The 23473-nt window shown below is 64.6% G+C and carries 32 protein-coding genes and 1 riboswitch; of the genes, 9 read left to right on the forward strand and 23 right to left on the reverse strand.

The features are described from left to right. Nucleotides 1–14: 14 nt before the first annotated feature. The gene (locus tag XH98_RS36130) at nucleotides 15–359 is read right to left on the reverse strand and encodes a hypothetical protein (protein WP_271621376.1); all 345 of its coding nucleotides are present in this window, start codon (nucleotides 357–359) and stop codon (nucleotides 15–17) included. Between the two features lie 141 nt (nucleotides 360–500). Continuing rightward, nucleotides 501–1355 (reverse strand): alpha/beta fold hydrolase, encoded by an 855-nt coding sequence (locus XH98_RS36135; RefSeq protein WP_271621377.1) that lies wholly within the window; start codon nucleotides 1353–1355, stop codon nucleotides 501–503. A 126-nt stretch (nucleotides 1356–1481) separates the two neighbouring features. On the opposite strand from XH98_RS36135, the gene XH98_RS36140 reads away from it, so the two are divergent. Further along, a complete protein-coding gene (locus tag XH98_RS36140; protein WP_057754196.1) occupies nucleotides 1482–1748 on the forward strand; it encodes a DUF2277 domain-containing protein in 267 nt (88 codons plus the stop codon). Nucleotides 1749–1845: 97 nt separating this feature from the next. After that, nucleotides 1846–2061 carry a hypothetical protein gene (locus XH98_RS36145; protein ID WP_057754199.1) on the forward strand — a complete coding sequence of 72 codons (216 nt, stop codon included), beginning with the start codon at nucleotides 1846–1848 and terminating at the stop codon, nucleotides 2059–2061. Nucleotides 2062–2151: 90 nt separating this feature from the next. On the opposite strand, the gene XH98_RS36150 is transcribed toward XH98_RS36145, so the two are convergent. From XH98_RS36150 to XH98_RS36165, 4 genes are all read right to left on the reverse strand, one after another. Next, nucleotides 2152–2706 carry a collagen-like protein gene (locus XH98_RS36150; protein WP_271621378.1) on the reverse strand — a complete coding sequence of 185 codons (555 nt, stop codon included), beginning with the start codon at nucleotides 2704–2706 and terminating at the stop codon, nucleotides 2152–2154. Nucleotides 2707–2845: 139 nt separating this feature from the next. After that, nucleotides 2846–2992 (reverse strand): hypothetical protein, encoded by a 147-nt coding sequence (locus XH98_RS36155; protein WP_271621379.1) that lies wholly within the window; start codon nucleotides 2990–2992, stop codon nucleotides 2846–2848. Between the two features lie 3 nt (nucleotides 2993–2995). Beyond that, nucleotides 2996–3244 (reverse strand): helix-turn-helix domain-containing protein, encoded by a 249-nt coding sequence (locus XH98_RS36160; RefSeq protein WP_271621380.1) that lies wholly within the window; start codon nucleotides 3242–3244, stop codon nucleotides 2996–2998. Between the two features lie 203 nt (nucleotides 3245–3447). After that, a complete protein-coding gene (locus tag XH98_RS36165; protein WP_271621381.1) occupies nucleotides 3448–4215 on the reverse strand; it encodes an SDR family NAD(P)-dependent oxidoreductase in 768 nt (255 codons plus the stop codon). A 111-nt stretch (nucleotides 4216–4326) separates the two neighbouring features. Here XH98_RS36165 and XH98_RS36170 point away from each other — a divergent pair, with 111 nt between their 5' ends. Then, nucleotides 4327–4812 (forward strand): J domain-containing protein, encoded by a 486-nt coding sequence (locus XH98_RS36170; protein ID WP_271621382.1) that lies wholly within the window; start codon nucleotides 4327–4329, stop codon nucleotides 4810–4812. 6 nt (nucleotides 4813–4818) lie between these two features. Here the strand turns inward: XH98_RS36170 and XH98_RS36175 are convergent, their stop codons facing one another. From XH98_RS36175 to XH98_RS36190, 4 genes are all read right to left on the reverse strand, one after another. After that, complete coding sequence (locus XH98_RS36175; protein ID WP_271621383.1) at nucleotides 4819–5457, reverse strand: hypothetical protein; 639 nt, start codon at nucleotides 5455–5457, stop codon at nucleotides 4819–4821. A 91-nt stretch (nucleotides 5458–5548) separates the two neighbouring features. After that, nucleotides 5549–5803 (reverse strand): hypothetical protein, encoded by a 255-nt coding sequence (locus tag XH98_RS36180; protein ID WP_271602480.1) that lies wholly within the window; start codon nucleotides 5801–5803, stop codon nucleotides 5549–5551. Between the two features lie 191 nt (nucleotides 5804–5994). Beyond that, nucleotides 5995–6255 carry a hypothetical protein gene (locus XH98_RS36185; RefSeq protein WP_057754219.1) on the reverse strand — a complete coding sequence of 87 codons (261 nt, stop codon included), beginning with the start codon at nucleotides 6253–6255 and terminating at the stop codon, nucleotides 5995–5997. 145 nt (nucleotides 6256–6400) lie between these two features. After that, nucleotides 6401–6784 (reverse strand): RidA family protein, encoded by a 384-nt coding sequence (locus XH98_RS36190; protein WP_220006805.1) that lies wholly within the window; start codon nucleotides 6782–6784, stop codon nucleotides 6401–6403. A gap of 468 nt (nucleotides 6785–7252) precedes the next feature. On the opposite strand from XH98_RS36190, the gene XH98_RS36195 reads away from it, so the two are divergent. After that, entirely contained in the window at nucleotides 7253–7687 is a 435-nt protein-coding gene (locus XH98_RS36195; RefSeq protein ID WP_220006806.1) for a hypothetical protein, read from the forward strand. 166 nt (nucleotides 7688–7853) lie between these two features. Here the strand turns inward: XH98_RS36195 and XH98_RS36200 are convergent, their stop codons facing one another. Both XH98_RS36200 and XH98_RS36205 read right to left on the reverse strand, forming a co-directional pair. Further along, nucleotides 7854–8546 (reverse strand): glutathione S-transferase family protein, encoded by a 693-nt coding sequence (locus XH98_RS36200; protein ID WP_271602481.1) that lies wholly within the window; start codon nucleotides 8544–8546, stop codon nucleotides 7854–7856. 11 nt (nucleotides 8547–8557) lie between these two features. Continuing rightward, nucleotides 8558–8953 (reverse strand): hypothetical protein, encoded by a 396-nt coding sequence (locus tag XH98_RS36205; RefSeq protein WP_271602482.1) that lies wholly within the window; start codon nucleotides 8951–8953, stop codon nucleotides 8558–8560. Between the two features lie 266 nt (nucleotides 8954–9219). On the opposite strand from XH98_RS36205, the gene XH98_RS36210 reads away from it, so the two are divergent. The 3 genes from XH98_RS36210 to XH98_RS36220 all read left to right on the forward strand — a co-directional run bounded on the left by XH98_RS36210 (nucleotide 9220) and on the right by XH98_RS36220 (nucleotide 11379). After that, nucleotides 9220–9657 (forward strand): VOC family protein, encoded by a 438-nt coding sequence (locus tag XH98_RS36210; protein WP_271602483.1) that lies wholly within the window; start codon nucleotides 9220–9222, stop codon nucleotides 9655–9657. Between the two features lie 184 nt (nucleotides 9658–9841). Beyond that, nucleotides 9842–10570 (forward strand): SDR family oxidoreductase, encoded by a 729-nt coding sequence (locus XH98_RS36215; RefSeq protein ID WP_271602484.1) that lies wholly within the window; start codon nucleotides 9842–9844, stop codon nucleotides 10568–10570. 248 nt (nucleotides 10571–10818) lie between these two features. After that, the gene (locus tag XH98_RS36220) at nucleotides 10819–11379 is read left to right on the forward strand and encodes an HD domain-containing protein (RefSeq protein WP_271602485.1); all 561 of its coding nucleotides are present in this window, start codon (nucleotides 10819–10821) and stop codon (nucleotides 11377–11379) included. A gap of 321 nt (nucleotides 11380–11700) precedes the next feature. Here XH98_RS36220 and XH98_RS36225 read toward each other — a convergent pair whose 3' ends face one another. From XH98_RS36225 to XH98_RS36260, 8 genes are all read right to left on the reverse strand, one after another. Continuing rightward, nucleotides 11701–12252, reverse strand: a complete 552-nt coding sequence (locus tag XH98_RS36225; RefSeq protein WP_271621384.1) for a mismatch-specific DNA-glycosylase — start codon at nucleotides 12250–12252, stop codon at nucleotides 11701–11703. 78 nt (nucleotides 12253–12330) lie between these two features. Beyond that, complete coding sequence (locus XH98_RS36230) at nucleotides 12331–12618, reverse strand: hypothetical protein (protein WP_271621385.1); 288 nt, start codon at nucleotides 12616–12618, stop codon at nucleotides 12331–12333. A 237-nt stretch (nucleotides 12619–12855) separates the two neighbouring features. Beyond that, the gene (gene thiC, locus XH98_RS36235) at nucleotides 12856–14754 is read right to left on the reverse strand and encodes a phosphomethylpyrimidine synthase ThiC (protein ID WP_271621386.1); all 1899 of its coding nucleotides are present in this window, start codon (nucleotides 14752–14754) and stop codon (nucleotides 12856–12858) included. Between the two features lie 249 nt (nucleotides 14755–15003). Beyond that, nucleotides 15004–15627 (reverse strand): thiamine phosphate synthase, encoded by a 624-nt coding sequence (locus tag XH98_RS36240; protein ID WP_271621387.1) that lies wholly within the window; start codon nucleotides 15625–15627, stop codon nucleotides 15004–15006. Further along, on the reverse strand, nucleotides 15614–16396 hold the full coding sequence (locus tag XH98_RS36245) for a thiazole synthase (protein ID WP_271621388.1): 783 nt from the start codon (nucleotides 16394–16396) through the stop codon (nucleotides 15614–15616). The genes XH98_RS36240 and XH98_RS36245 overlap by 14 nt, the downstream gene beginning before the upstream one ends. 191 nt (nucleotides 16397–16587) lie before the next feature. Then, nucleotides 16588–16785 (reverse strand): sulfur carrier protein ThiS, encoded by a 198-nt coding sequence (thiS, locus tag XH98_RS36250; RefSeq protein WP_057754260.1) that lies wholly within the window; start codon nucleotides 16783–16785, stop codon nucleotides 16588–16590. 7 nt (nucleotides 16786–16792) lie between these two features. After that, the gene (locus XH98_RS36255) at nucleotides 16793–17818 is read right to left on the reverse strand and encodes an FAD-dependent oxidoreductase (protein WP_271621389.1); all 1026 of its coding nucleotides are present in this window, start codon (nucleotides 17816–17818) and stop codon (nucleotides 16793–16795) included. Beyond that, nucleotides 17806–17950: riboswitch (TPP riboswitch) on the reverse strand. (Overlaps the previous gene by 13 nt.) 129 nt (nucleotides 17951–18079) lie before the next feature. Then, complete coding sequence (locus tag XH98_RS36260; protein WP_271602493.1) at nucleotides 18080–18613, reverse strand: lytic transglycosylase domain-containing protein; 534 nt, start codon at nucleotides 18611–18613, stop codon at nucleotides 18080–18082. Nucleotides 18614–18837: 224 nt separating this feature from the next. Here XH98_RS36260 and XH98_RS36265 point away from each other — a divergent pair, with 224 nt between their 5' ends. Then, nucleotides 18838–19032 carry a hypothetical protein gene (locus tag XH98_RS36265; RefSeq protein ID WP_271602494.1) on the forward strand — a complete coding sequence of 65 codons (195 nt, stop codon included), beginning with the start codon at nucleotides 18838–18840 and terminating at the stop codon, nucleotides 19030–19032. 10 nt (nucleotides 19033–19042) lie between these two features. Here XH98_RS36265 and XH98_RS36270 read toward each other — a convergent pair whose 3' ends face one another. Together XH98_RS36270 and XH98_RS36275 are read right to left on the reverse strand one after the other, a co-directional pair. Then, nucleotides 19043–20368 carry an ATP-binding protein gene (locus XH98_RS36270; protein WP_271621390.1) on the reverse strand — a complete coding sequence of 442 codons (1326 nt, stop codon included), beginning with the start codon at nucleotides 20366–20368 and terminating at the stop codon, nucleotides 19043–19045. Nucleotides 20369–20382: 14 nt separating this feature from the next. Further along, nucleotides 20383–21096, reverse strand: coding sequence for a response regulator (locus tag XH98_RS36275; RefSeq protein WP_271621391.1), 714 nt, complete (start codon nucleotides 21094–21096; stop codon nucleotides 20383–20385). A gap of 280 nt (nucleotides 21097–21376) precedes the next feature. Here XH98_RS36275 and XH98_RS36280 point away from each other — a divergent pair, with 280 nt between their 5' ends. Beyond that, nucleotides 21377–21919, forward strand: coding sequence for a PRC-barrel domain-containing protein (locus XH98_RS36280; RefSeq protein WP_271602497.1), 543 nt, complete (start codon nucleotides 21377–21379; stop codon nucleotides 21917–21919). 79 nt (nucleotides 21920–21998) lie between these two features. Here the strand turns inward: XH98_RS36280 and XH98_RS36285 are convergent, their stop codons facing one another. Further along, nucleotides 21999–23213: an ABC transporter substrate-binding protein gene (locus tag XH98_RS36285; protein WP_271602498.1), complete on the reverse strand. Its 1215-nt coding sequence runs from the start codon at nucleotides 23211–23213 to the stop codon at nucleotides 21999–22001. Nucleotides 23214–23473: the final 260 nt, after the last annotated feature.

A 23473-nucleotide genomic window follows, 5' to 3' on the forward strand; every position in this document is an offset into this window, starting at 1 on the left:
TTCCCCTTGAGACGTCAGACGGCGTCTGCAGGCACGAAGCAGCTGATGATGATTGCGCCGCGGTGGTGGACGTACCACACCACGGCTTGACCGACCGGATTGCCGCGATCGCGGATGATGGCGCGCTCAGGCACCTCCATCCACTGTCCCTCGATCGGCACCCAGTACGCACCTTTGCGCACGTCGTAGTCCGTGCGGTGGCCATCGGAGATGTCGCAGCAGGGTACGCCGTTCGGCGCGATTACGCTCTTGAACCACGCACGGATGTCGGGTGGAACGCCATCGTACTGGCCATTGTCGAACGCGAGCGCGGTGCCCGTCATCGCGGCGAGCCAAACGCACAGCGCAAGCCTGTGCATGCAAATCCTCCTCATCGCGTTGTCGATTCGTATCGCTGACGCGATTAAGCCCGAGCCGTCCGCTCATTGCATGCTCAAATAATATGCGGCGCGGGGGCGCCGCACATGATGCGTTGCGATATTGAGGTCGCTGGAAGATGTCTACATCGTGCGCTGCGGTGCGGTTTGCAGCAGTTGCCGGACCTGTTCGCTGTAGAATTTTGCGTTGCTGGTGGTGCCGTGGCCACGCGTCTCGGTGCTCGCGGGGATGAGGTACAGCTTGCCGTTCTTGACCCGCTTCATCGCGGCATCCGTGATCCCGGTCTCGGGCGGGTTGCGCTCGTCGTCGGCGGAATTGATCAGCAGCAGCGAGGCCTCGATCGCCTCGAGCTTCTCGGCGGCTTTGTAGTCATGCGAGGACTCCCATTGATAAACGTAATCGTTCGCGTCAGCGGTAATCGGCCTCGCCAGCCGCTCGTCAACGATCGCGTCGGCCTTTGCCGCGGTCGGCGCCTGTTGATATTTCTCGCCCCACAGCCATGTCTGCATGCCGCCCATGGAATTGCCGATCACGAGCCGCAGGTGCTTGACGCCAAGGCCTTCAGTCACGAGGCGATGCTGCGCCTCGACCATGTCGTTGTAATTGTATTTCGGGAAGCTCGTCTTCATGCCATCGGAGGGCTTCGACGATTTGCCGTGGCCGATCGCATCTGGAAGGATGATGTAATATTTGGACGCATCGAGCGGCTGGCCGGCTCCGAACAATTCGCCGGCGAAGGCGGGCGTCAGCATGCTCGCGCCAGAGCCCCCGGTGCCGTGCAGCACCAGCACCGGCTGTCCGGTCGGTTCACCGATCGTGGCGTAATGCAGCCTCAGTTCCGGCATGACCTCGCCGGTATGGAACTTGAAGTCCCTGGCGATCCAGTCGCCCTGTTTCGGTGCCGGGTAGTCTGCCGCGAATGCCGATGCCGAAATCGACAGCAGGACGGCCGACAGTGCTGCGCAAGAAGCTTTCACGTTTCTCTCCCCATGCGGCTCATCTCTGGCGGCCGCGTTGGCGTGGACCTTAGCAGAAGTGTCCGGACGGATGTAGGATTTCGGCTTCGCCGACCGTCTTATGAGGACATCACCGGGAGAGACTGCATGTGTCGCAACATCAAGACCCTGTTCAATTTTGAGCCGCCGGCGACGGAGGAGGAGATCCATGCCAGCGCGCTTCAGTTTGTGCGAAAGCTCTCCGGCTTTAACAAGCCCTCACAGGCCAATGAGGCGGCCTTCGACCGGGCGGTGGCGGAGGTTTCAGAGGCTGCGCGAAAACTACTGACCTCGCTGCATACCCACGCGCCGGCGCGCGACCGAGAGGTCGAGGCGGAGAAGGCGAAGGAGCGTTCGCGTCTGCGCTTCGGCTAGACGTTACACAAAGTCCCACCGTGACCTGCCTCACGGTGGCGTTGGCCGTGACGCGCGATGATGTCTGCCGGGGTTCTGACAACCCGGAGCAGGAACCATGAGCCGTCCCCTTCTTCCGCTGAAAGCAGGTGCCATCATATTCACGCTGTTGTGGACAGCGTGGATGATGTGGTGGAGCGGCTCGTTCTCGAGCGCGAACGTGGTGATCCTGGCGGTTTGCGGCGCGGCTGTCGGCTATCTCTGGTACCGCGCCATGCGCTGGCAGTTCGAGCGCATGGGCATGGTGCCGCGACGTGACAACCAGGCGAAGTAACGGCGCAAAGCGCGATGATCATCGCGCTTCAGCTCGTGGTTTGAGCATGATCTTTTCGGAAAACCGCTTCGCATTTTTCCGGATCATGTTTTAGCCCTTCTGGCCGTGCTTCTTCTTTTTCTTCTTTTTCTTGGGCTCGTCGCCTTCGTCCTCGTCGCTATCGTTATCCGAGGACGCATCTTCAACCTCGTGCACTGCAGCTTCGAGGGCGGTGCGCTCGGCGGCTTCCTGCTCGCGCTGGCGGCGGCGCTCGTCCCAGGCGTCGAACAGCTGATCGAGCCACGGCAGCACTTGCTCGATCGATGGCAACTGGCCGGGCGGGCCCGGCTCGCCGCGCGGGCCCTGCGGACCGACTGGGCCCTGAGGTCCTGCGGGGCCCTGAGATCCTGCGGGGCCCTGGGGTCCTGCGGGGCCCTGGGGTCCTGCGGCACCCCGCGGACCGACCTCGCCTGGCTTGCCTGGCAAGCCAGGCTTGCCCTGAGGTCCAGCCTTTCCGGTCGGTCCAGGCTTGCCTTGTGGTCCCGGCTTGCCGCGCGCGCCGTCCGGGCCGCGCTTGCCCGGATGACCCTGCGGCCCCGGCCGTCCCGGTTCGCCCTGCCGTCCGCGCGGACCCTGCGGTCCCGGCCGTCCCTGATCGTCTGCCACGCCGCTGCTCCCTCTTGGCACGCTTGCTACTTAGCGGCGTTTGACGGCAGCAGCAATTCCGCCCGCGCGTCGTGGCGGGCTTGATCAACATCAATCGGCGCTGCAAGACGGCATCGTGCCCCGACGTCGTCCCGGTTGGCTACGCCGAGGAGCCGCAGCCGTCATGGGCGATACTGACGGCCTTCGCGTCGTGCGCAATCGCATCGACCGCGACCTTGGTCGCGATCATCACGACGTCACTGCTTGTCGGCACGAAGCTGTACCGGACGCTCTTCGGCGCCGTCACGCGCTAGTCGTGATAGGCCGGCACCTCGATGCCGGAGGCCGCATAGATCCTGATCTTGTTGCGCAGCGTGCGCACCGACAGGCCGAGCACGCGCGAGGCACGCGTGCGGTTGCCGTCGCAGCGCGCGAGCGTCTGCAGTACCAGCTCGCGTTCGACCTCGTCGACGGTCGCGCCGATCAACAGTGGGACGATCTCATTGGGTGCAAGCAATTGCGTGCCCTGCTCGGGCGCCGCGACATGAACAGTGGTCATCAATACACTCCCCCGATCAACGCCCGCTTCCATCGTTGGAAGCGGATCGAGAACAACGACTCCTAATCCGTAGATCTACGGTGGGCGGCTTTGGTTAATGAAAGGTTAATTCCAAGCGATCGCTATGAATTGACCTTGGGAATGCCGCAGCGTTGCCGCGATTGGCACGAGATGCATAGCGATGCGGACCGATCTCTTGCGGCTCACACTGTGCGATATCCGCCGTCCACCATCACGATCGATCCTGTGACGAAGGACGACAGGTCTGACGCGAGGAAGATCGCGGGACCGACGATGTCCTCGGGCTTGCCGGTGCGCGCGAGCGGGGTGTGGTCGACGAAGGCCTGCACCAATGCCGGATTGGTGGCGCGCACATGGGCGTTGAGGTTGGTCTCGATGAAGCCCGGCCCGATCGCGTTGACGCGCACGCCCTCCCTGCCGAGCTCGACCGCGAGCGCCTTGGTGAAGCCGAGCACGCCATGCTTCGAAGTGGTGTAGGCCGCCGAACTCGGCGTCCGCAGATGCACGAAGGACTGGATCGAGGCGATATTGACGATACGCCCCTTGGTTGCGCGCAGGGCGCTGAGGAACGCCTGCGTCGTGTTGAAAACGCCGTTGAGGTTGAGCGAGATGATGTCGTTCCAGTCCTTTGCCACCGCCTCGGTCTCGGCGGTGAAGGCATTGCGGCGCGTGATGCCGGCATTGTTAACGAGGATCGAGACCGGCCCGACTGTGTCGGCGACCTGCTTGGCCAGCGCGAAACAGTCGTCACGCCTGGTCACGTCCAGCGCAAAGCTCGTAGCCTTGCCGCCGGCCTTGCGGATCTCCTCGGCGGCCTCCGCGACCGTGGCGGCGTTGACGTCGAGCAGCACCACTTGCGCGCCCTCACGGGCATAGCCGGCGGCAATCGCCCGGCCGATGCCGGATCCGGCGCCCGTGACGACAGCGATGTGGTTTGCGAGCAATGCCATGGCAATTTTCTCCCGGATTCGTTTCTAAGTTTCATGAAAGGCTAACCCGAAATTAAGGCGGCGGAAACGGCGGCCTTGGCATACTCGTCCGCGTTGCTAAACGTTGCGCGCATGATGGAACGACTTGAATCCTGGAAACTGGCGCTCGAGCGCCTGCGGGCGTCGGACACGGCGGAGTGGGCCGAGGCGGGCCGGCTGGTGGCCGAGATCATCAGGATGAGCACGGATGCTACGCTGCGCCATGCCGCCGAACAGGCGCTGCCCGTGCTGCGCCAGGCCGCAGACAACGACGATCACGGAGTGACGCTGGCCGCGCGCCGCCGCATCGGCGTGATCCTCGACGTCGTCCATGATCTGACTGCGCCGCGCTTTGGCCGTCGCAACGCGGCGCCAAAGAAACTGTCCAGCGAGGATCGGGCCCGCAAGATGCTTGGCCTGCCGCTCGCGGTGCAGCTCACTTGCGAGGATATCAACCAGGCCTATCGCCGCGCCGCCAAGGGCATGCATCCCGACCAGGGCGGCAGCGCGCAGGCCTTCATCGACCTCGCGGCCGCGCGCGACGTTTTGATTCATCCGGGCGCGCACAAGGACGCCTGAGAGCGCTCAGCTCTTGTTGACGCAGCTCGGATAGGGCGCGGCTTCGCCCGGCATGATCGGGCAGAGATCAATCGGACTGAGGTCGCGCAGGCGCGCTTGCCAGCTGACGTCGTTGACCGGCGGCTCGTCGCTTTCCGGGCCGCGCTCGGCCCATTGGATTGTGTAATAGTCGCTCGTGCCCTTCAGCGTGATCAGCAGTGTGGTCTCGCTGTGCCGCGTCGGGCCGCTGTCGATGCGGCCGCAGCCGATCACCGCGACAAAGCCCTCGAAGCGGCCGAACCTGGTCTCGCCCAGGGGCCGCGCCGCAAAGCTGTCGGGGCAGGCCGATTTGAAGCCGCCGGCGATGGTGCCCGCGAACATCTCCGGCGAGCTCCCTGGCGTCAGCGTCATGCCCTTTTCGCCTGTCACCGTGATCATCTGCGTCCAGCGCTCGGACGTCTCGCCCTTCAGCACGGCTTCGCGGGTGTAGTGGCCGCCCCTGGTGTTCTCGAACACCGCAGCGAAATGCGACGGCATCGCGAAGGCGACGAGCTGGCCGAAGATCGGCGAGATGACGCGGAAGGATTGCGGGGCTTGCGCCTGCACTGCAGCGGCAAGCAGGAGCGAAGCGGCGAGGGCCGCCAGCGTCGTGGTCCGTACGCGCATCGAGCTGCTCCTGTTCGGGAGGCAAAAAATCACCGGGCAAGGATGCTAGCGTCGCATCCTTGCCCGGCCCTGTCGTCCGCCGATCGAAGACTTACCAGCGGCAGTGACCGGCCTTGAGCGCGCTGTCCTTTATCGCCAGTGCGTCGACGAAGGTCGGAACGGTCGTGCTGGCGCGATGATAGCCGGCGGGCCACGGCGTGGTCGGAATGCTCTCGTCCCAGATCTGGCAGAAGCCGCTGTCCTGCCAGCGGATCAAATGATAGCCGGCTTCGGCGGGGCTCGCAGCGACGAAAGCGGCTGCGGCAAGACCGGCGGCAGCGCAGAGCATGGAAATACGACGACGCATGGATCAGCTCCTCAATTGAAAGATGTGATGCGCCTCCCGACAATGACGGGGAGGAGTGCGGAGCGCTTCCTCAGCCTGCGCCCCGGACAAGAGGTGAGTAGTTCCGTGTGCTGATCAGGTTCAAAGCCGCCAAAAGGAAAGGGCGGGCTGCATGCGCAACTCGCCCTCGATATCAGGACCCGCCTGATGGCTCAGAGCGTACAGCGGCGCTCGCCACGCATCTTGATCTGGAGGTCGGAAGCCTGGGCGAAGGTCGGGAGCGGCTTGCTGACGACCTTGTAGGTCGAGACGCCCCACTGCAGCGGCTTGTAGTGCAGGTCCTCGTTCCAGACCTGGCAGATGCCCGTGTTGTCCCAGCGGATCACGTAATAGCCGACCTTTGCGGAGGCGGGCGCGGCAAAGACGGAGCTGGCGATGCCGGCAACGGCACAAAGGGCGAAAACGCGACGCATGGAAAATCTCCTCAGTCTGGACGGGTGAACCGAAAATTCGTGCGGTAAAAACAGCTGCTTTGCAAGCCGGGGAGCCGGCTTTCACGGACATGTCAGACCGGCGCGACCACTTGGTTTGGCTGCGTGCCCTGCAGGACACACACGCTCACTTCGCCAGCGACGCCACCGCCTCGATCTCGATCAGCATTTTGGGATCGGGCAGCGCCTGCACCACGCAGGTGGTGCGTGCAGGGAATGGCGGCGGGCCGAACGCGCCGGCATAGAGCGCATTCATCGCGGCAACATCAGTGGGGCGGGTCAGGAGCACGTTGACCTTGACGAGGTCGCGCGTCGTGGCACCGGCCTCGTCCAGCACGCGCTTGATGTTGACGACGACGTTGGCGAACTGCGCCTCGAAGCCGTCAGGCAGCGCGCCATGGGCATCGAAGCCGGGAATGCCTGACACGAACAAGAGGTCGCCGACACGGGTCGCGAAAGAGAGCGGCGGCGCCTTGACGTGCGGCGGGGGCGCGAAATGCTGGATCGGCATGGGGGCCTCGGAGGGTGCGGGTAAGTTGGGCGAAGCGTAGCGGGATGCGCGGCCTGCTCCAACACAAAACGCGAAAACAACCCCATGCACAGTAGAAATGATCGGCAAAACCGCAAATTCGGGAAGGAAGAAATGCGCATTGACCCGTCGGGCAAAACAGTGGCAGAATGGCATGATGGGGGAATGCGGGCATGAGGGCCCTGTAGCGCCAAGAACTCGGCTGTCATGCCCCGGCTCGTCCGGGGCATCCAGTACGCCGTGGCGGATGTGGTGAGAGCGAGCTTTTCAACGCTGGCCTCTGGAATACTGGTTCGCCCGGTCGAGCCGGGCGATGACAGTTGAGTGTGTGGGTACCCACCTCGCGCCTCATGGGCCACACCCCATCATGTTGCCGCCGCGATCGATCGGATAGATTGCTGCGTCTGATTCGCTTTTCCTCCCGAGAAAAATAGCCCCCGGAGACGCCTCATGAAGATTGCTTCCACCTTGCGTGCCGCGCTCATCGCCATGGCCGCTTTTGCCGGCCTTTCGACCGCGGCGCAGGCCGACGGCGGCACCGTGGTGCTGACGATCTACAAGGCGGGCTGGTTCATCGGCGGCTCCGGCGGTTCGGGCGTTTTGAACTTCCACGGCCGCTCCTATGGACTCTCGACCGGCGGGCTCGATTACGGCCTCGTCTTCGGCGGCTCCAAGACCGTGCTGCGCGGTCGCGTCTCCAACATCGTCAGGCCGTCCGACGTCGCCGGCGTCTACGGCGCTGCCGGGGCAGGCCTTGCCGTCGGCCGTGGCGCCCGCGCCATCGTGCTCACCAACCAGAAGGGCGCGGTGCTGGAGCTGTCGGGCACCCAGACCGGCCTGATGGCGAATGCCGATCTATCCGGCCTTGCGATTACGATGCAGTAGGGCACGGTGCCCTAGGGTGGGTTGGCGTCGCGACGGCGCGAAGCGCGGTCGCGATGCGTAACCCACCTCTTTGGTTTCCGCAGTGACAGAAATGGTGGGTTACGCCCCGCGGCCTGCGCTTCGCGCATCCGCAGGACTAACCCACCCTACGAGATCCCGGACGTGGCTACCCGCTCACCATCGCATGCACCCGCTCGCAATGCGCGACGAGATTGCCATGCGCATCGACGAAGGCCTTCAGCGGCGTCGGGATCGGAAAGTAATAGATATTCGCGATGAAGCCGTAGATGCCGGCATCGCAGCTGGTGGGGCGCTCGCCATCGACGAAGCCATTTGCGGGCACGATCTCGGCCAGCACCTGCAAATCGGCCAGCCCCCGCGCGTAGGCCTGCTCCGGCGTGTAGCGGCCGATGCCCTGGTAGTGGTAGCGCTGCGCGTTGTAGGCTTTCGCCTTCTCGAAGCCGGCAGCATCGATCTGCTGATGTTGCGCGATGAAGCCGTCGCGAAACGCGGGATAATAGCGCTCGTCCTTCCAGCGCGAATAGGACATCACCCAGTAGAGATCATCGAGCATGCGCGTGACGAAATGATGGGTGCGGCGCTGTGCCGGCGACAGTCCGGCATCGATGGTCAGATGATATTTTGCGATCGCATGCGCGATGATGGTCTCGCTGTCGCCGATGGTGTCGCCGTCGTCGACGATATAAGGCAGCTGCCCGCGTGGTGCGGCCGAGGCATCGAAGATATGCTCATGCACGAACGGAACGCCTGACAGCTTCAGGAACGCGTAGACCTTGAGCCCATAGCCGTTGTTGTCGGCGACGCCGAACAGCTCCGGATAGGAATAGAGCGTCAGCATGATGGCTCCCTTTACTCGCGGGCGGGCGTCGTGGCTCGTTTGTCGGTGGTGGCGGCCTCTGCGCGCTTGCCGGAGCGGATCATCAGGAACGATCCTGACGTGCCCGGAAGCCGCCAGCGCCCGTCGATCTCGGTCGCCTCGCCGTTCATGATGCCGTCATAGTGGACGATGTCGAAGCCATAGCCGGGCGGCTCGTAGCGCTTGACGAAGGACACCACGCTGCCGGCGCGATGGCCCGTGATCGAGGCGCTGTGGGTTCGCACCGGGCAGCGCGGATTGGAGCACGGTTCGGTGACGCAGCCTGAGAGCGCGCCGCCGGCCTCGACCAGCGTCGCCGTGAACGTGACCATCCCCGTGCCGGGTTGGATGTAAGTGCCGTCCCAGACACCGGAGAGATCGTCGCTCATGCGGCGGCATCCTCGACATGTGCGCTGGTTGAGGCCCGGCTGTTCCAACGCGATTTTTCCACTCAAAGTCGTATCGCTGCTGTCACGCCCTGGCAAGTGTCCGCACACGACGCCGATCGGAGGATACCCCGGCATCATCCGTTTGGCGGAGGCCGCTCTCCGGATCAAAAAATGCTATTCCGCCTGTCGGATTATCGCCCCCGCCTTCGTCCTTCGTGCGACGGCGTGCGTGGGCGCGCCTGGTCCAAGGCAAAGGATATCCTGACATGACCTCCATCACGCCGTTTCTCTGGTTCGACAACAATGTTCCTGATGCCGTCGCCTTCTACAAATCCGTATTCCCCAACGCTGAGGTCGAGACCGTCAGCGACTTCATGGCGGTGTTCGAGCTCGAAGGGCAACGCTTCCACGCGCTCAATGGCGGGCCGCAATACCGCTTCAACGAGGCGGTGTCGTTCTTCATCAGCGTCGAGACGCAGGAGGAGGTGGATTACTTTTGGCAAGCGCTCACCGCCGACGGCGGCGAGGAATCCCGCTGCGGCTGGCTCAAGGACAGGTTCGGCCTGTCCTGGCAGGTGATCCCGTCCGCGCTCGGCCGCTATCTCAGCGATCCTGATCGCACCAGGGCGAACCGCGTCATGCAGGCGATGATGGGGATGCGGAAGCTCGTAATTGCGGAGTTGGACAAGGCGTATGCGGGGTGAGGATGATGGGATGTAGGGTGGGCAAAGGCGCGCTCTTCGCGCGCCGTGCCCACGTTCTGCCGGATTCGGAGAGAGACCGTGGGCACGGCGCTTTGCGCCTTTGCCCACCCTACGAGGCCGGCGATCTGCTTCGCGAGCGCGCCTCGCATCGCTATACTGCCGCTCCCAGCAGAATGGTGATCTCATGGCAAGAGCGTTGGAAGGCAAGGTTGCGGCGGTGACGGGCGCGGCGTCGGGCATCGGGCTGGCGAGCTCGGAAGCGATGCTGGCCGCGGGCGCGCGCGTGGTGATGGTCGATCGTGACGAGGCTGCGCTCAACACGCTTCGCAACAAGCACGGCGATGCCGTGATCCCGCTGGTCGTGGACCTGCTCGACCCCAAAGACTGCGCGGCGCTGCTGCCGCGCGTGCTGGAGCAGGCAGGGCAGCTTGACATCTTCCACGCCAACGCAGGCAGCTATGTCGGCGGCGATCTGGTCGATGCGGACACCATTGCGATCGACCGGATGCTGAACCTGAACGTCAACGTCGTGATGAAGAACGTGCACGACGTGCTGCCGCACATGATCGCGCGCCGCAGCGGCGACATCATCGTCACCAGCTCGCTGGCGGCGCATTTTCCGACGCCATGGGAGCCGGTCTATGCCTCGTCGAAATGGGCGATCAACTGCTTCGTCCAGACGGTGCGGCGCCAGGTCTTCAAGCACGGCATCCGCGTCGGCTCGATCTCGCCCGGCCCCGTCGTCACCGCGCTGCTCGCGGACTGGCCGCCTGAGAAGCTGCAGGAGGCCAGGGATTCCGGCAGCCTGCTGGAAGCCAGCGAAGTCGCCGAAATCGTGATGTTCATGCTGACCCGCCCGCGCGGCATGACCATCCGCGACGTGGTGATGATGCCGACCAATTTCGATCTCTAGGCACGCTCTCGTAGGGTGGGCAAAGGCGCGCGTCTTGGCGCGACGTGCCCACGTTCTGTCGAACTCATGGAGAGGTCGTGGGCACGGCGCAAGGGCGCCTTTGCCCACCCTACGAGAGTTGTGTCCTTGGAGAGCGTTGCGGATTGCCTCATGTGCCGTAGGATGGACCAAACATCGCTCGGGGGAGATCGCGATGGCCATCAATACTGACAAGATCGACAACGCGACGTTCGAGGAGTGATGCCTTGATGAAGCGCGACCAACTGGCTGACGCGTATGCGGCGCCTGGCCGCCACTATCATAATCTCGCGCATATCGAGGATTGCCTGGCCGCGCTCGCGCGGGTCGAGGGTCTTTCGGCAGCCGAGCGCGAGACGCTGACGGAGGCGATCTGGTGGCACGATGTCGTTTACGATCCGACCCGGTCCGACAACGAGGAGCGCAGCGCGGAGCTCGCCGAGCAGCACGTTCGCGCCGAGCTTCGTCAGGTGGTCGGCCGCCTGATCCGCCTGACGAAGACACACGATGTGGATGCCGGCGATCGCTTGGGGGCGATCCTGATTTCGATCGACCTCAGCATTCTCGGCGCTGATCCCGCGCGCTACGACGCGTATGCCGCCGCGATCCGCCGCGAGTTCGGCCATGTCAGCGAGCACGATTATCGCATCGGCCGCGCCCGGGTGCTGCGCCGCTTCGCGGCCCGCGAGGTGATCTTTCCCGATCCGGATTTCGCCGCGGCGTATGACCGGCAAGCCCGCGCCAATCTCGCGCGGGAAGTGGCGGCGTTGGGCGGCGGTGGCGGTGCGTAGGGTGGGTTAGCCGCTCGCAAGCGTGGTCCATCAACACGGAACTGCGCAAGGCGTAACCCACCGCTTGCGCTTCCGCGGCGACCGAAGCGGTGGGTTACGCCGCGCGGCCGCGCTTCGCGCAGCTAACCCACCCTACGAAGCAGCGAGATGAGTTGTTCGGCGTAGCCAAACAAACGGTGTCGTCCCGGCGAAGGCCGGGACCCATACCGCGTGATCTAACGGGTGAGGCCGGTAAGCGTACCGAACGACGAGTCTTCGCCAAACTCCTGCCTGTGGTTATGGGTCCCGGCCTTCGCCGGGACGACCGCTGAGTTTGGAGCGCTATCGTTCATCCCCCTCTGCCGCAATCCACACCGCCAGTGCCCGCCACGGCTCGATCGTCCAATGCCCCGAGGCAGCGCCCGATGGGGACGGCAGCACAAATATCTCGGGCAGGTCCGCATCGCGCACCTGCCGCCCCAGCGCAATCGCAGCTGACGACCTGCCGTAAAACAGGCTCGCCGCCTTCTTGCTCGTGAACGCAATCGTCCGCGGCCGATACTTTTCCATCTTCGCCCTGAAGCCCGGCACATCGATCGTCTCCGCCGCGATCTGGTGATCCATCCCCGCGCCCGACTTGGAGAGATCGGTGAAGCCGATCCCGAGCTCGATCAGCGATGCGAACTCGCCCGGCTGATACCGCCGTGGCGTGATCCCGGCCTCATGGATCGCGCGCCAGAACCGGTTGCCGGGATGGGCGTAGTAATGCCCAAGCTCGGCCGAGCGCGTCGAGGCGGCGGTGCCGACGAAGACGAGGCGGAGGTTTTCGCGGAGCTGGTCGGGGAGGCGGTGGGCTTCAATCAAGTCAATTGTCCGTCGCGACGTAGCCCGCATGAAGCGAAGCGCAATGCGGGAGCTGGATCGGCTGATAAGGTGGTCCCGGATTGCGCTTCGCTCCATCCGGGCTACGGATCATCCGATCCTGCGCGCCGCAGGCCGCGGCAGCTCCTTCGCCGATCCCCAGCTCGCGACCCAGTCCGTCACCTCATTGAACGGCACGGCGGCGGGGCTCCTTCGAAAATCATCCAGCCGCCGGCGATCCTCGGCAACGTCGGGGCCGGCAATATCGACCACGGAATCCAGAAGCGCCACGGCTTCGGCGAGGACGGCGGCGACATCCTGCCCGCGCTCGTCGGCCGTCTCGTGCAGACGCGCGTCAGTGTCGGCGTCGATATCCAGCCTGCGGCGAACGATGTTCATGCCATCAGAATAGGTACGGAGGAGGATTTTGTCGAGGTGCCCAACTTAGCGAGATCGGTGAAGCCGATGCCGAGGTCTCGTAGGGTGGGTTAGCCGCTTATAAGCGTGGTCGTTCAACACGCGACGGCGCAAGGCGTAACCCACCACGTCTGGCGCGGCGTAGGATGCAAAGGGGTGGGTTACGCTGCGCTAACCCACCCTACGAGCTGAATGCTGCTTGATGGAGCGAAGAGCCCCTCACAACACCCGATTACTCTCCTTCACCTTCTCCGCATCCAGATACAAGCTCTCGCCCATCTCCTTGAACTTCGCGCTCATCCTGGCCATGCCGTCCTCGGCGGTGCCGCTGATCGACATGCCCACGCTGTTCGGATCGTTCAGCGTCGCGGCATAATCCCGCACGTCCTGCGTGATCTTCATCGAGCAGAATTTTGGGCCGCACATCGAGCAGAAATGGGCGACCTTGTGGGCTTCCTTCGGCAGGGTCTCGTCGTGGAAGCTCTTTGCCGTATCCGGATCGAGGCCGAGGTTGAACTGGTCGGTCCAGCGGAATTCGAACCGGGCGCGGGAGAGGGCGTCGTCGCGCAGTTGTGCGGCGGGGTGGCCCTTGGCGAGGTCGGCGGCGTGGGCGGCGATCTTGTAGGTGATGACGCCGGTCTTGACGTCGTTACGATCGGGCAGGCCGAGATGCTCCTTCGGCGTGACGTAGCAGAGCATGGCGCAGCCGAACCAGCCGATCATGGCAGCGCCGATGCCTGACGTGATGTGGTCATAGCCCGGCGCGATGTCGGTGGTCAGCGGTCCAAGCGTGTAGAACGGCGCCTCGCCGCACTCCTTGAGCTGCTTGTCCATGTTGATCTTGATCTTGTGCATCGGCACGTGGCCGGGGCCTTCGATCATGACCTGGCAGCCCTTGTCCCATGCGATCTTGGTCAGCTCGCCGAGCGTTTCGAGCTCGGCAAACTGGGCGCGGTCGTTGGCATCGGCGATCGAGCCGGGGCGCAGGCCGTCGCCGAGCGAGAACGAGACGTCATACTTGCGCATGAGATCGCAGATCTCGTCGAAATGGGTGTAGAGGAAGCTTTCCTTGTGATGCGCCAGGCACCACTTCGCCATGATCGAGCCGCCGCGGCTGACAATGCCGGTGACGCGGTTCGCGGTGAGGTGGATGTATTGCAGGCGCACGCCGGCGTGGATGGTGAAATAGTCGACGCCCTGCTCGCACTGCTCGATCAGCGTGTCCTTGTAGAGCTCCCAGGTCAGCTTCACCGGATCGCCGTTGCACTTCTCCAGCGCCTGATAAATGGGAACGGTGCCGATCGGCACCGGGGCGTTGCGCAGGATCCACTCGCGCGTGGTGTGGATGTTGCGCCCCGTGGAGAGGTCCATCACGGTGTCGGCGCCCCAGCGGATCGCCCACACCATCTTCTCGACCTCCTCCTCGACCGACGAGGTCACCGCCGAGTTGCCGATATTGGCGTTGATCTTGGTGAGGAAGTTGCGGCCGATGATCATCGGCTCGAGCTCACTGTGGTTGATGTTGGAGGGAATGATGGCGCGGCCGCGCGCGATTTCGCTGCGGACGAACTCCGGGGTGATGAAGGCTGGGACCGAAGCGCCAAAGCTTTCGCCGTCGGCAAGGGCGGCTTCGGCGCGCTCGAGCTGCTGCTTGCGCCCGAGATTTTCGCGCGCGGCGACGTAGATCATCTCCTTGGTGATGATGCCGGCGCGGGCGAATTCGAGCTGGGTGATCTTGTGGCCGTCGAGGCCGCGCAAGGGCTTGTGATAGGCCGAGAAGGCGCGCGCGGCCTTGTCGGTGGAGACGCTGCCATTGTCCTCGGGCTTGATCTGCCGGCCCTCATATTCCTCGACGCCGCCGCGCTCCAGCACCCACTGCTTGCGGTTGCGGGGAAGGCCGGCGTTGACGTCGATGGTCACGGACGGGTCGGTGTAGGGGCCCGAGGTGTCGTACACCGGTAGGTTCGGCTCGCCGGCGCCTTCGGACAGGATGATCTCGCGCAAGGGCACGCGCAGATCGGGCGCGGCGTCCGGGGAAGCGAAGATCTTTCGCGAGGAGGGAAGCGGGCCGGTGGTGACGGCGGGGACGGTTTTTTCGGGGTTGGAGCGAATGTTCATGGGGTTCTCCGGTTAATGGGCGTCGTTCCGGACGGACCGCATAGCGGTCCGATCCGGAACCTCGAGGTTGTTGAGCGAGATTCCGGGTTCACGCTTCGCGTGCCCCGGAATGACGCCGGGTGGAAGGCTCTCCGTCATCCCCGCGAAGGCGGGGATCCAGTATTCCGAGGCGGTGCGGCTGGAGCCGTGAAGCCGCGGCGGTCAAGACGGGCGATGACAGTGTTGTGTGGGGTGAGAGCAGGATATGCATCATGCCGCCTCCTTCTGGCCCAGCCATTGACGCACGCGCGCGTCCGGGTCGGCGTTCTGGGTGACGTCGCTGACGACGGCAATGGAATCCGCACCCGCCGCAAAGATCTCCGCGGCGTGCTCGAACTTGATGCCGCCGATCGCGACCAGCGGGATGGTGCCGATACGCTGCTTCCACTCCGTGATCTTGGGAATGCCCTGAGGTTCGAAGCGCATCGATTTGAGCGTGGTGAAGAAGATCGGGCCGAGCGCGACGTAGTCAGGCTTGGCCTCGAGCGCGGTCGCGAGCTCGTCGTCGTCATGGGTGGAGATACCGAGCGAGAGGCCCGCTTCGCGGATCGCCTTGAGGTCGGCCTCCGCCAGATCCTCCTGGCCGAGATGCAGGTATTTGGCGCCGGCGACGATCGCCGCGCGCCAATAATCGTTCACGACCAGCTTGGCTTGCGTGCCTTTCGTGATCGCGAGCGCGTCGGTGACGATCTGCAAGGCCTGCGCGTCGTCGAGATTCTTCGCGCGCAGCTGGATGGTGCCGACGCCGAGCCTGGTCAGGCGTTCGACCCACGCCAAGCTGTCGACCACAGGATAAAAGCGATCAGGATACGCGTCGCGATCAGGATACGGCATGCCAGAACGGGGTCCCAACGACAGGGGTGGAAGGAGAGGCGAAGTCGCGGGCGTTCATCAGCCCGGCCTCATAAGCGGTGCGGCCGGCCTCGATGCCGAGGCGGAAAGCCTTGGCCATGGCGACGGGATCGGCGGCCTTGGCGATCGCGGTGTTGAGCAGCACGGCGTCATAGCCGAGCTCGAGCGCTTCAGCCGCATGGCTCGGCGCGCCGATGCCGGCGTCGACCACCAGCGTGACGTCAGGCAGCCGCTCGCGCAGCAGCTTGAGCGCGTCGCGGTTGATGATGCCCTTGGCGCTGCCGATCGGGGCGGCCCACGGCATCACCACCTTGCACCCCGCTTCGACCAGGCGATTGGCGACCGAGAGATCCTCGGTGCAATAGGGGAACACCTCAAAGCCGTCCTTGATCAGGATGGTGGCGGCTTCGACCAGGCCAACGACGTCGGGCTGCAGCGTGTCGTTGTCGGCGATGACTTCCAGCTTGATCCAGGAGGTGTCGAACAATTCGCGGGCGAGCTTTGCGGTGGTCACGGCCTCGCGCACGGTGCGGCAGCCGGCGGTGTTCGGCAGCACTGATACGTCGAGCTCGCGGATCAGCTTCCAGAACGCGTCCCCGGTCTTGCCGCCCGCGGATTCGCGCCGCAGCGAGACCGTGACGATGTTGGAGCTGGAGGCGCGGATGGCGTCCTGCATGATCGCGGGCGAGGGATAGAGCGCGCTGCCGATGAGCAGGCGGGAGGCGAAGGTCTTGCCGTAGAAGGTCACCATGGCTCTAATTTCCTTGCAGGCAACTTGCACAGACCGTCGTCCTGAGGTGCGCGCACTTGCGCGCCTCGAAGGATGACAGCGCCGCTTGCGGCCATCCTTCGAGGCGAGCCGAAGACGGCTCGCACCTCCAGCGACGAGCGCTATGCGCTCGCGCGGGGATGACGGCTGAGTTCGTGGAGGCATTCATTCCCTCACCCTCCCTGCCGCGGCGTGATGATCTCGATCTCGTCGCCGGGCTTCAAGCTCGTCTCGGCCCAGCGGCTCTTCGGCACGACGTCGTAATTGAGCGCGATGGCGAAGTGGGTGCCCTCATAGTCGAGCTCGGACAGCAGCGCATCGACGCTGGCTGAACTGATCTCGCGCTGCTCGCCATTGACGATTACAAGCATTGGACGATCACGCGCATTGCATCACCTCATTGTCGATCTCGCCGCGCTCGACGAAAGCCAGCGTCAGCTCGGCGAGGGCGGGGGCGATCAGGAAGCCGTGGCGGTAGAGCCCGTTGACGCTGATCTTGCCGCCGTGCACGCCGATGCGCGGCAGATTGTCGGGAAAGGCGGGGCGAAGGCCGGAGCCGAATTCGACGATGCGGGCCTCGCCGAAGGCCGGATGCACGGTGTAGGCCGCGCCCAAGAGCTCCAGCGCCGAGCGGACGCTGACGCCGGTGTCTTCGGCCTCGATCGAGGTCGCCCCCAGCATGAACCGATTGGCCTCGCGGGGGATGACGTAGAGCGGCCAGCGCGGATGGATCAGCCGCACCGGGCGCGACAGCTGCACCTCGCTGGTCTCGATCAGGATCATCTCGCCCTTGACGCCGCGCAAGCCAGGCTGTTCCTCGCGCGCGGCAAGGCCGCGGCAGTCGATCACGAGGCCTTTGGGATCAAGGTTTGCGAGCTCGGCGGCGGTGACGTCGCTGCCGAACTTGATGATGCCGCCGGCGGCGACGATGCGCTCGTGCAGCTTCGGCAGCACGCGGCGCGGCTCGACATGGCCTTCGGTCGGGAAGAACAGCGCCTCGCGAAAACGGCCTTCGAGCGACGGCTCGAGCGCGGCGAGGCCCGCGGCATCGAGCCGGCGATGGCTCTCGGTCATCCGGGCAAAGCGCTCGAAATCGTTGCGCTCGCGCGGATGGGCGACGACCAGCGAGCCGTTGAAGGGGGTGTCGGGCAATTCGCGGCGCCAGATATCGAGCGAGCGCAGCCCCAGGCGGCTGATGATGGGCTCGGCGACCTCCGCCTCGCAATAGGGCGCAAGCATGCCGCCGGCCCAATGGCTGGTGGCATCGGTCATGTCAGCGTCACCGCGCTCGTGCAGGGTGACGGCGTGGCCGGCTTGCGCGAACAGCAGCGCCTGCCAGGCTCCGGCTATGCCTGCGCCGATGATGGATACCGGGGAATCCGGTCGCTTGGTCGTTTGCAACATCCCTGTCCCTTCGCCGGCATGACCCGGATCAGGTTCAAAGGGTCACCGCGGTCCTGGGCGTGCTTGCCGAAGTGCAGGCTTGCCCATTTAGCGGTATCTCAGCTCCTCCTCGGAGCACCCCTCGGAACGACTCTAATGTAGGCCAGTAGGACAGGGTGGTCAACGCATGTTGCAGCCCCGTCATTCCGGGGCGATGCGAAGCATCGAACCCGGAATCTCGAGATTCCGGGTCTGGTGCTTCGCACCATCCCGGAATGACGATCAATCGTGTGGAACCTGCGCCCGCGCGTTGCGGACCTGCTGGGCCAGCTTGCGATGCGGCGCGGGGCCGAACATCGGCTGCGGATTGCCGTTCGGCTCCAGCTGAGGCTCGAAGCTTGCCTCTCGCACCATCTCCTGGCGCTGCCGCTTTGCAGCATAGTAATAGCCGCCCGCGAAATAACGCACGGCCCGGTCGTGATCGCCATTGGCGGCGTGATAGGCACCGGCGAGATATTTGACGGCATAGGTGAGATTGGTGTTGGGGTCGCGCAGGCCGCTCGCATCGCCGGTGTAGCCGAGGCCGCGGGCGGTCGCGAGCTTGATCTGCATCAGCCCGATGGTGCCGCCATGGCCGACGAGGCCCGGCTGATAGCGGCTCTCGCGCATGATGACGCGATGCACCAGCGCCTCCGGCACGCCGTTGGCGCGCGCATGCATCGCAACCATCTCTGCATAGTCGGCCTGGCCTGCGATTGCGGCTTGCGGCAATATCAGCCCGACTGCCGCGAGAACGGCGATGCGCAAAATTTTCATTGAAATGTTCCCCGGCAGAACTGACCTGGACCGTGCGCGTTAGGCCTGCCGAACACGGCGATGATGTGGCGAAACGCCGCCACCGGCGATTTTCGCCGAGCCGTCGTTTTTACGACTCAAACATGGGTTAGGTTCGGAGCCGGCGGAGTGCCTTACGCGACAGCAGGTCTGTCCATTGGTGCATCCGCCCAAAAACCGCACCACCAGCATTCGGGAGGACGTCCGTGACCCCAGCAGACATCGGCGACATCCCCACGCATAATCCGTGTGCACAATGCGGGACACCGATCCCGTTCCCGGACTGGATCGAGCCGGGCGAGGGACGCATTTCCTATCTCTGGAAATGCCAGGCTTGTGGCTATCACTTCGAGGCGATCGCGATCTTCGATGAGCCTGTGACCGTCCCGCTCGCGGCCTGAGGCGAAGGCCTTAGGCGGCCAGCCGCGGCTGCCGCCATATCGGCAATTGCATTCGGACGATCAGCCCGTGCGGCTGGCGGTCGTGCAGCGACAGCTCGCCGCCATGGGCGAGCGCGATTGCGCGCGCGATCGACAGGCCAAGGCCGAAGCCGGTCGCATCGTCCATGGTGCGCGCATCCTCGCCGCGCACGAACGGCTCCAGCATCTCCTGCTTGCGCGCGTCCGAAATGCCGGGGCCGTCATCCTCGACATCGATGACGAGTTTTGTGCTGGATACATCGAGGCGGATCGTGACCTCGGCGCCGAAGCGCACCGCGTTCTCGACCAGGTTGGTGACGCCGCGATGCAGATCGTCGGGCCGCGCTGCGGCGGTCGCGGATGGCGGGCCTTCGTAATGCACGACATGGCCCATGTCGCCGAACTGGTCGGCGATGAGCTGCAGCGTAGAGGCGATATCGACCAGCGTCACCGCCTCGATCTTGCGGTCGTTGCGCAGCAGCGACAGCACGCTCTCCAGCATCGAGCGCATCTGGTCGAGGTCAACAAGCATGCGCTTGCGGTTGCCTTCGTCCGCGATGAACTCGGCGCGCAGGCGCAGCCGCGTGATCGGAGTGCGCAGATCGTGGCTGATCGCCGCCAGCATCCTGGTGCGATCCGACATCAGGCGCGCAATGCGCTCATGCATGCGGTTGAGCGCGCGGGCCACGGAGCGGATCTCCTCCGGACCGCGCTCGGGCAGCGGATCGGCGGTCCCGCCCAGGCTGAAATTCTCGGCCGCCTTGGCAAAGGACGACAGCGGCGCCGCCAGCGCGCGTGCGGCCCACAGGCCGAGCACGGTGATGCAGATGAAGGCGGTCATCAGCGTGATGAGCCACGGTGCGCCCCAGAACCACGGACGCGGGCCGCTTTCGACATGGCCTGCAATCACGGTGCCGTCGGGCAATTCCACGCCGACGCGACGGGCATCGCCCTCCGGCGCGAGCTGCACCACCTTGTAGCCGCGGCCGAGATGACGGCGGATGCCACGCAGGTGCTGGGCTTCGCTGTCGTCGACCATCGCCGCCGCGCCGGGCGCCAATGTTTCGAGGTTGAGTTTCGGGAAGGCGCGCGCGAGATCTGCGACGAGGCGCGGCCGGTCGTCGGGCCTCGCCGAGCCGAGCAGCAGCGCCGCATCGGTCAGCTGATGCGCGCCATCAGGCGACGTGTCCGGGCGGTCGGGGCGGCTGAGCAGGAACGCGGTGGTGACGACGAGGTGCAGCGCGACGGTCGAAGCCAGCACCAGCGCGGCGATCTGTCCGCCGATGCCCTTGAGGTGAAAGAATCCGAACGGCTTCATCGTCGCAGAGCCCGTCAGTTGCTCGCCGGCGTGGCACACACTTCCGTTCGAGGCGTAAACAGGTAGCCTCCGGAACGCACCGTCTTGATGATGGTGGGATCGGCCGGATTGGGCTCGATCTTGCGGCGGATGCGGCTGACCAGCACGTCGATGGAGCGCTCGAACGAGCCGGTGTTGCGGCCCTGCGTCAGGTCGAGCAGGCTGTCGCGGGACAGCACGCGACCGGGACGCTCGCAGAACGTCCTGAGCAGGTCGAACTCGGCGCTGGTCACCGCGACGCGGGCGCCTTCCGGATTGCACAGCTCGCGCAGCCGCAAATCGATGCGCCAGCCTTCGAAGGCGAGTGTCGGGGCGCCCTCCTGACGCCGCAGCACCGCATTGATCCGCGCGAGCAGCTCGCGCGGGTTGAACGGCTTCGGCAGATAATCGTCCGCGCCCATTTCGAGGCCGACGATGCGATCGACGTCCTCGCCGCGCGCGGTCAGCATGATGATCGGCGTCTGCGCCTCGGAGCGCACCTTGCGGCACAGGCTGAGGCCGTCTTCGCCGGGCAGCATGACGTCGAGGATGATGAGATCAACGCGGTGGTCGGCCATGGCTCGCGACATCTCGCGGCCGTCGCTCACGGCGGTGACGTTGCAGGCGTTGTTGCGCAGATATTTCGCAATCAAGGTCCGGGTTTCGCGATCGTCCTCGACGACCAGGATGTTGGGAGAAGGAATGGCCATGGGCCTTGTTTGTCCAAGATTCGGGCCAAAAGGCGAAGATTATTGTTTCAGTGTGTTTCCGAGCGCATGTCGGCAACGCCCCGCAACGACGGCGGCGCCAGCATGCTTCATCCCAGGGCGCATGATTGTCGGCGGGGAACTATGCGCCTCGCGCGTTCCAGGAACTTTTCCTCGCGCCGCAGTGCCACAAAGGCGCGACGAAATTGCCGCACCTTGGGAACTGCTGGTGACCGTCGCTGTTTTCCCCGCACGAGTTTTCTGCTGAAGGAGAGGACAAACCATGTTGATGAAATCGATCGCTGCCGGCCTGGCCGGCACTGCCTTGCTTGCGACCGTTGCGTTTGCGCAGAACCCGGCCGCCACCACCGCCGACAAATCGCCCACCGCTTCGACCGCGACGACGACAACCACGAGCGCGTCGGGCGAATGGCGCGCCTCGAAGATGGCAGGCGTGAAGGTTTATAACGAGGCGAACGAGAACATCGGCTCGATCAACGATCTGCTGATGGACAAGAGCGGCGCCGTGAAAATCGCTGTGATTGGCGTCGGCGGCTTCCTCGGCATGGGCGAGCATCTCGTTGCCGTGCCGTATGAGAAGTTGAAGTTCGTCAATGAGGCCGTGGCCTATACCGGCGCCGGGACGAACCCGGGCGCCAAGCCCGCTGCGACCACGACGACGGGTGCTGCGACCGGCACCGACAGGCCTGCTGCGACCACCACCACGACGGCGTCGTCGAGCTCGAAGTGGTATCCTGACCACGCCGTGTTCAATGCGACCAAGGACGAGCTGAAGAACATGCCCGAGTTCAAGTACTCGGAGTAATGGCTTCTAAACGCCTGAACGCAGCGCGCCCGGCTTTCACCGGGCGCGCCGTCGTGTCTTTTTCACGGGAAGAAGATCCTCAATTCCCCTTCACCAGCGGGCAGCCGCCCTTGTCGAGCGGACGGAAGGCTTCGTCGCCGGGCACGGTGGCGATCAGCTTGTAGAGATCCCACTCGCCTTTGGATTCCTCGGGCTTCTTCACCTCGAACAGATACATGTCGTGGACCATGCGGCCGTCGATGCGGATCTTGCCATTCTTGGCGAAGAAGTCGTTGATCGGCGTCTTGCGCATCTGCTCCATCACCTTCGGCGCTTCGTCGCTCTTGATGGCTTCGATCGCCTTCAGATAATGCATGGTCGCGGAATAGAGGCCGGCCTGGATCATGGTCGGCATGTGCCCGACCTTCTCGTTGAAGCGCTTGGAGAAGGCTCGCGTCTCGTCGTTCATGTCCCAGTAGAACGCGTCCGTGACGATCAGGCCTTGCGTTGCCTTGATGCCGAGTGAATGCGTGTCGGTGATTTCCTGCAGCAGCGCGATCATCTTCTGGCCGCCTTGGGTCAAGCCGAACTCCGAGGCCTGTTTCAGCGCATTGGTGGTGTCGCCGCCGGCATTCGCCAGCGCGACCACCTTGGCCTTCGAGGCCTGGGCCTGGAGCAGGAAGGACGAGAAGTCCGACGAGTTGAGCGGATGGCGGACTTCGCCGAGCACCTTGCCGCCGCTCTCCTTGACCACATTCGCGGCGTCACGCTGGAGCGCCATGCCGAAGGCATAGTCGGCGGTGACGAAGAACCAGGTGTCCTCGCCGCGCTTCACCATCGCCTTGCCGGCGACATTCGACAGCGCGTAGGTGTCGTAGGTCCAGTGCACCGTGTTGGGCGAGCAGGCGGTGCCGGTGATGTCGGACGAGCCGCCGCCGGAATTGATGTTGATCTTGTTCTTCTCGCGCGTCAGCGCCGAGATCGGCAGCGCGACCGAGGAGGTCGGCACGTCCATCACGGCGTCCACCTTCTCGTTGTCGTACCAGTTGCGGGCGATGTTGACGCCGACGTCGGGCTTGTTCTGGTGGTCGGCGGACACGACCTGGATCGGCACGCCCGCGACCTTGCCGCCGTAGTCGGCTACGGCCATCTCGACCGCGGCGAGCGAGCCCTTGCCGGTCGCGTCGGCGTAGAGGCTCGACATGTCCGTGAGCACGCCGAGCTTGACGACGTTGTCGGAAATCTGCGCCTGTGCCGCGCCCGGTGTGGCGGCGACGGCGAGGCCGGCCGCGACCGCGGCGATGAGTTTATGCATATCGTTTCTCCCTGTGTATTGTCGTTGGGGCGTTGTTGCGGGGACTGTTCTAGCGGCTATCGGCGATCGCAGCTAAGCGCTCCGCGCCATAGCAGAATGCAAAATCGGAAGGGGCGGGCGGTGTTCCTAACCCTCTCCCCTTGGGGGAGAGGGTGGCTCGCCGCGATAGCGGCGAGACGGGTGAGGGGTTCTCTCCGCGAATCCAACTCTCAATTGAATGCGCGGACAGATACCCCTCATCCGGCGCTTCGCGATCATGC

Source organism: Bradyrhizobium sp. CCBAU 51745 (assembly GCF_028128715.1).
In the GTDB taxonomy this organism is placed as follows: domain Bacteria; phylum Pseudomonadota; class Alphaproteobacteria; order Rhizobiales; family Xanthobacteraceae; genus Bradyrhizobium; species Bradyrhizobium manausense.

Coding starts and splice junctions, on each gene's coding strand:
- XH98_RS36280 (WP_271602497.1), top strand. CDS start 21,377: ATGTTGATGAAATCGATCGCTGCCGGCCTGGCCGGCACTGCCTTGCTT.
- XH98_RS36130 (WP_271621376.1), bottom strand. CDS start 359: ATGCACAGGCTTGCGCTGTGCGTTTGGCTCGCCGCGATGACGGGCACC.
- XH98_RS36260 (WP_271602493.1), bottom strand. CDS start 18,613: ATGAAAATTTTGCGCATCGCCGTTCTCGCGGCAGTCGGGCTGATATTG.
- XH98_RS36190 (WP_220006805.1), bottom strand. CDS start 6,784: ATGCCGATCCAGCATTTCGCGCCCCCGCCGCACGTCAAGGCGCCGCCG.
- XH98_RS36180 (WP_271602480.1), bottom strand. CDS start 5,803: ATGCGTCGTCGTATTTCCATGCTCTGCGCTGCCGCCGGTCTTGCCGCA.
- XH98_RS36220 (WP_271602485.1), top strand. CDS start 10,819: ATGAAGCGCGACCAACTGGCTGACGCGTATGCGGCGCCTGGCCGCCAC.
- XH98_RS36205 (WP_271602482.1), bottom strand. CDS start 8,953: ATGAGCGACGATCTCTCCGGTGTCTGGGACGGCACTTACATCCAACCC.
- XH98_RS36240 (WP_271621387.1), bottom strand. CDS start 15,627: ATGCCGTATCCTGATCGCGACGCGTATCCTGATCGCTTTTATCCTGTG.
- XH98_RS36200 (WP_271602481.1), bottom strand. CDS start 8,546: ATGCTGACGCTCTATTCCTATCCGGAGCTGTTCGGCGTCGCCGACAAC.
- XH98_RS36230 (WP_271621385.1), bottom strand. CDS start 12,618: ATGAACATCGTTCGCCGCAGGCTGGATATCGACGCCGACACTGACGCG.
- thiS (WP_057754260.1), bottom strand. CDS start 16,785: ATGCTTGTAATCGTCAATGGCGAGCAGCGCGAGATCAGTTCAGCCAGC.
- XH98_RS36170 (WP_271621382.1), top strand. CDS start 4,327: ATGATGGAACGACTTGAATCCTGGAAACTGGCGCTCGAGCGCCTGCGG.
- XH98_RS36140 (WP_057754196.1), top strand. CDS start 1,482: ATGTGTCGCAACATCAAGACCCTGTTCAATTTTGAGCCGCCGGCGACG.
- XH98_RS36165 (WP_271621381.1), bottom strand. CDS start 4,215: ATGGCATTGCTCGCAAACCACATCGCTGTCGTCACGGGCGCCGGATCC.
- thiC (WP_271621386.1), bottom strand. CDS start 14,754: ATGAACATTCGCTCCAACCCCGAAAAAACCGTCCCCGCCGTCACCACC.
- XH98_RS36225 (WP_271621384.1), bottom strand. CDS start 12,252: ATGCGGGCTACGTCGCGACGGACAATTGACTTGATTGAAGCCCACCGC.
- XH98_RS36275 (WP_271621391.1), bottom strand. CDS start 21,096: ATGGCCATTCCTTCTCCCAACATCCTGGTCGTCGAGGACGATCGCGAA.
- XH98_RS36185 (WP_057754219.1), bottom strand. CDS start 6,255: ATGCGTCGCGTTTTCGCCCTTTGTGCCGTTGCCGGCATCGCCAGCTCC.
- XH98_RS36215 (WP_271602484.1), top strand. CDS start 9,842: ATGGCAAGAGCGTTGGAAGGCAAGGTTGCGGCGGTGACGGGCGCGGCG.
- XH98_RS36245 (WP_271621388.1), bottom strand. CDS start 16,396: ATGGTGACCTTCTACGGCAAGACCTTCGCCTCCCGCCTGCTCATCGGC.
- XH98_RS36160 (WP_271621380.1), bottom strand. CDS start 3,244: ATGACCACTGTTCATGTCGCGGCGCCCGAGCAGGGCACGCAATTGCTT.
- XH98_RS36195 (WP_220006806.1), top strand. CDS start 7,253: ATGAAGATTGCTTCCACCTTGCGTGCCGCGCTCATCGCCATGGCCGCT.
- XH98_RS36270 (WP_271621390.1), bottom strand. CDS start 20,368: ATGAAGCCGTTCGGATTCTTTCACCTCAAGGGCATCGGCGGACAGATC.
- XH98_RS36175 (WP_271621383.1), bottom strand. CDS start 5,457: ATGCGCGTACGGACCACGACGCTGGCGGCCCTCGCCGCTTCGCTCCTG.
- XH98_RS36210 (WP_271602483.1), top strand. CDS start 9,220: ATGACCTCCATCACGCCGTTTCTCTGGTTCGACAACAATGTTCCTGAT.
- XH98_RS36285 (WP_271602498.1), bottom strand. CDS start 23,213: ATGCATAAACTCATCGCCGCGGTCGCGGCCGGCCTCGCCGTCGCCGCC.
- XH98_RS36145 (WP_057754199.1), top strand. CDS start 1,846: ATGAGCCGTCCCCTTCTTCCGCTGAAAGCAGGTGCCATCATATTCACG.
- XH98_RS36255 (WP_271621389.1), bottom strand. CDS start 17,818: ATGTTGCAAACGACCAAGCGACCGGATTCCCCGGTATCCATCATCGGC.